Here is a 3,465-nt window from a genome sequence, read left to right on the forward strand (position 1 = left end):
GCCGCCGCCGTGCGCGATCGGCGATTTGCCGAAGATCGACGCGATCCTGCTGACGCACGGGCATTACGATCACCTCGACCTGCCGACGCTGCGGCGGATCGGGAAGGGGACGAAGATTTTCATCGCGGAGGGCCACGCGGCTTGGCTGCGGGGCAAGGGCTTCACCGACGTGAGCGAGCTGGCGTGGCATGCGGGTGCGGAGATTTTTCCCGGCATCCGGGTGACGGCGACTCCGGCCCAGCACTTCACGGCGCGGACATTGCTCGACCGGAACCGCGGGCACTGGTGCGGCTGGCTGGTCGAGGGCGCGGGCTGCAAGCTCTGGCACGCGGGCGACAGCGGCTACTGCGAGGCGTTTTCGGAAATCGGCGGGCGTTACGGGCCGATCGATTTCGGGATGATCCCAATCGGCGCCTACCTGCCGCGGCGGATCATGCGGCCGATGCATTTGAATCCGGAGGAGGCGGTGCGGGCGTTCAGGGAAACCCGCTGCCGCCGGGCGGTGGCGATGCACTGGGGAACCTTCCAACTCACCGACGAGCCGCTGGGCGAGCCGCCAATTTTGCTGAAAAAGGCGCTGCGGGAGAAGTCGCTGGCGGAGGAGGTGTTTGAAGTGGTGGAGGTCGGCGGCCGGAAGCTTGTCATGCCCGCGGGGGACGGCGGGTCTAGCTGAGTTTCTGCGGGATGACGCGTTTGCAAATCGACCAGCCGATTCCGCCCGCGAGATACATGCCCGCGAAAACCAGCAGGGCCGGGCGTGCCAGCAGGATTACCATCATCGAGCCGAAGACGGCGCCGGCGAAGAAACTTGCGGCGAGAAGCGTGGGCACCAGCAGTTTCCACGGCGCGATTTCATGCCCTCTCAGTCGCATCCCGAGATTCGTCCCGAGGTCGGTGAGCAGCCCGGTGATGTGGGTGGTGCGCAGGATCATGCCCCGGTAGTGGGTGGCCAGTGCGTTCTGAAAGCCGCAGGCAAATCCCGCGAGGAAAATCGAGAGAACCGGCATCCCGCCAAAACTGAAATGCGCCCCGACCAGGCAGAGACCGATCGCGGTCACTGACCTGCCGTAAGGTCGGGAAAACTCGATGTTCGGATGATGGATGAAAAACCCGGCGGTCGTCGCGCCCATCACAAAGCTGAGCGCGGCGGCCATGAGGTGGATGGCTGCCGCGGAAAACTGGCCGTGACCCTCAGCGGCATTCATCGCCACCTTCGAGACATCACCCGTCAGGTGGCTGACCGAGGTGCCGAGCTGGACCAGATAGCACGCGTTCACCGCCGCGCCGAGAAAAGCGAGGCAGCAACCACCTGCGATGACCCACTTGGGTTGCGGCTGAAGTGGCGTTATCAACCGGATTCCCTCATTTCAAATAAGTATCCAAGCCCTCGGCGCCCGGCGTCCAATAGGCGATGGATGCCACCTTGCCGCCGGTGAGCGTGAGGACGGTGACTTTCCCGGCCTGCGCGGGGAAATGCGCGATGAGCGCGCCGTCGTCGGCGAGGACGATGCGGTGGTTGTATTTCTTCATCTTCGGGATGGCGAACATCCGGCCGATGCCAGGCATGCCGAAGATGTTGGCCATGTAAACGGCCTTTTTCGATCCGAGGAATTCCTTGCCGAGCGGGGAGAGCACGGCGTTGGCCTTTTTGCCGGTTTCCATGTCGTGGCTGACGAGCAGGAAGCGGGTGTCGGCGGGCTTGAAGGTGAAGGCGTTGTCGTTCTGGTCCTTGGCGGTGAACGGCTCGACCTTCGATCCATCCGCGTAAGGCGCGGCGAGGCTGAGGCTGATGGAAAGGGCGGTGGCGGCAAGCGCGATGCCGGTGAGTTTGATGAATTGCGATCTCATGGAGTTGTCGAGCGGGCTGGTGTGGTTGTTCTAGCGAAAAAACGCGGGCTTATTTCGGCCCTGTCATCGGATTGAACCGGATGGTGGCGTTGAAATCAAGCGGGCTTTGGCGGACCTCGAAGCGAATCCCGGAAGCGTTGCAAATGCCGCGGATGAGACGCAGTCCGAGCCCGAGCCCGGCGGTGGCCATGGTCGCCGGGTCCATGTCGTTGTGGATTTCCAAGACCGGGCCGTCGTCCTCCGCGCGGCAGGACACGCGGATCTTCGATTTCGCGTAGCTCACGGCATTTTCCAACAGGCCGTGCAGTGCCTGGCGCAGCAGGTCGGGATCGCCCTCGATCCGGATGTTTTCCGCCAGTTCGAGTGTCATCGCCAGCGAGCGCTCGGAGGCTAGCAGCTGGTAGTTCTCGGTCACGTCGCGCACCAGGCCGGATAGCGAGAGGGGTGAGGGGACTGGGATCAGCGCGCCTTGTTCCGCCTTGGCCGCCAGCAGCGCCCGCTCGACGAACCGAGAGAGCCGGGCCAGCTCGTCCTGCAGGTCCTCCTGAAATGCCGGGGGGATTCCCGGGGGGGCGTGTTCCACGCGCATCCGCAGCAGCATGAGCGGCGTCCGCAGCTCGTGGGCGACCCGCGCGGAGAACTCGGCCATTTCCTGATAGGCCGTGCCCGCCCGGTCTAGCAGGCCGTTGAGGTGGTTGGCGAGATCGGCGATGATCGGGTCCGCCTCGGGAATGGCGATGCCGCCGCGAAGCGAATCGACCCGCATTTCGGCGAGCTGGCGGTTGATCTCATTTACGGGTCGCAGTGAGCGGCGGGCAAGCAGGAGTCCCGCGCCGAGCGAGAGGCCAATCAGCGGCCCGGCGGTCCACAGCCAGGTTTCCAGCAGTTCGCCGAGGATGTCCTGGATTTCCTCCTCCGAGTAGCTGTTATGGAGCACCCAGCCTGGAATCTTCGGGTGGGTACGGTCCCAGCGGCCCGCACGCAACTCCTCCTCCAGTTGGCGGTAGGCTGTGAACATCATCACCCCGATCAGCAGCGTGCAGGACAGGACCACCCAGGCGGCGATGCGGATGCGGAAACTCATGGCTCGTCGGTTTCCTTGAGCGCGAAGCCCACGCCACGCTCGGTGTGAATCAGCGGCTTGAGCCCGGGCAGGTCGATCTTCTTGCGCAGGTAGTTTACATACACATTCACTACATTTGATCCAGGGTCGAAGTAATGATCCCAAACCCGCTCGACAAGTGTCGCTTTGGAAACAGGGCGGGGTGACGAAGTGGCCAGCGTTTCCAACAAGGAAAACTCGCGGTTGGTGAGGATGATTTGGGTCGCGCCACGCCGGGCGGTGCGTGTGATCAGATCGATCTCCAGATCCGCGACCCGCAGCAAATGTGAGGTTTCCGGTTTGGCACGGCGCTCGGCGGCGCGAAGTCGTGCCAGCAGTTCTTCGGTGGAATACGGTTTGACCAGATAGTCATCCGCGCCGGCATCGAGACCGGCGACCTTGTCCCTGACCTCGCCGCGAGCGGTGGAAAGCAGCAGGGTGGCCCGGCAACCGGCCGTCCGGGCCTGGCGGATGACGCTCACGCCGTCCATCCCTGGCATCGTGATGTCCAGCAC

The 3,465-nt window shown here is 63.9% G+C and carries 5 protein-coding genes; 1 reads left to right on the plus strand and 4 read right to left on the minus strand.

All coding sequences use genetic code 11. From position 1 onward, the window contains the following. Window positions 1-673: MBL fold metallo-hydrolase (locus AC4DF4_RS18225; RefSeq protein ID WP_490049523.1), on the plus strand; the 673-nt coding region annotated here is incomplete at its 5' end. Here AC4DF4_RS18225 and AC4DF4_RS18230 read toward each other — a convergent pair. From AC4DF4_RS18230 to AC4DF4_RS18245, 4 genes are all read right to left on the minus strand, one after another. Next, complete coding sequence (locus AC4DF4_RS18230) at window positions 666-1,352, minus strand: YoaK family protein (protein WP_490049524.1); 687 nt, start codon at window positions 1,350-1,352, stop codon at window positions 666-668. The genes AC4DF4_RS18225 and AC4DF4_RS18230 overlap by 8 nt on opposite strands. Window positions 1,353-1,362: 10 nt before the next feature. Next, window positions 1,363-1,848: an FAD/FMN-containing dehydrogenase gene (locus tag AC4DF4_RS18235; RefSeq protein ID WP_490049525.1), complete on the minus strand. Its 486-nt coding sequence runs from the start codon at window positions 1,846-1,848 to the stop codon at window positions 1,363-1,365. A 49-nt stretch (window positions 1,849-1,897) separates the two neighbouring features. Beyond that, entirely contained in the window at window positions 1,898-2,932 is a 1,035-nt protein-coding gene (locus AC4DF4_RS18240) for a sensor histidine kinase (RefSeq protein ID WP_490049526.1), read from the minus strand. Next, window positions 2,929-3,465: winged helix-turn-helix domain-containing protein (locus AC4DF4_RS18245; RefSeq protein ID WP_490049527.1), on the minus strand; the 537-nt coding region annotated here is incomplete at its 5' end. The genes AC4DF4_RS18245 and AC4DF4_RS18240, both read right to left, overlap by 4 nt.

Source organism: Luteolibacter sp., assembly GCF_058122085.1.

Coding starts and splice junctions, on each gene's coding strand:
- AC4DF4_RS18240 (WP_490049526.1), bottom strand. CDS start 2,932: ATGAGTTTCCGCATCCGCATCGCCGCCTGGGTGGTCCTGTCCTGCACG.
- AC4DF4_RS18235 (WP_490049525.1), bottom strand. CDS start 1,848: ATGAGATCGCAATTCATCAAACTCACCGGCATCGCGCTTGCCGCCACC.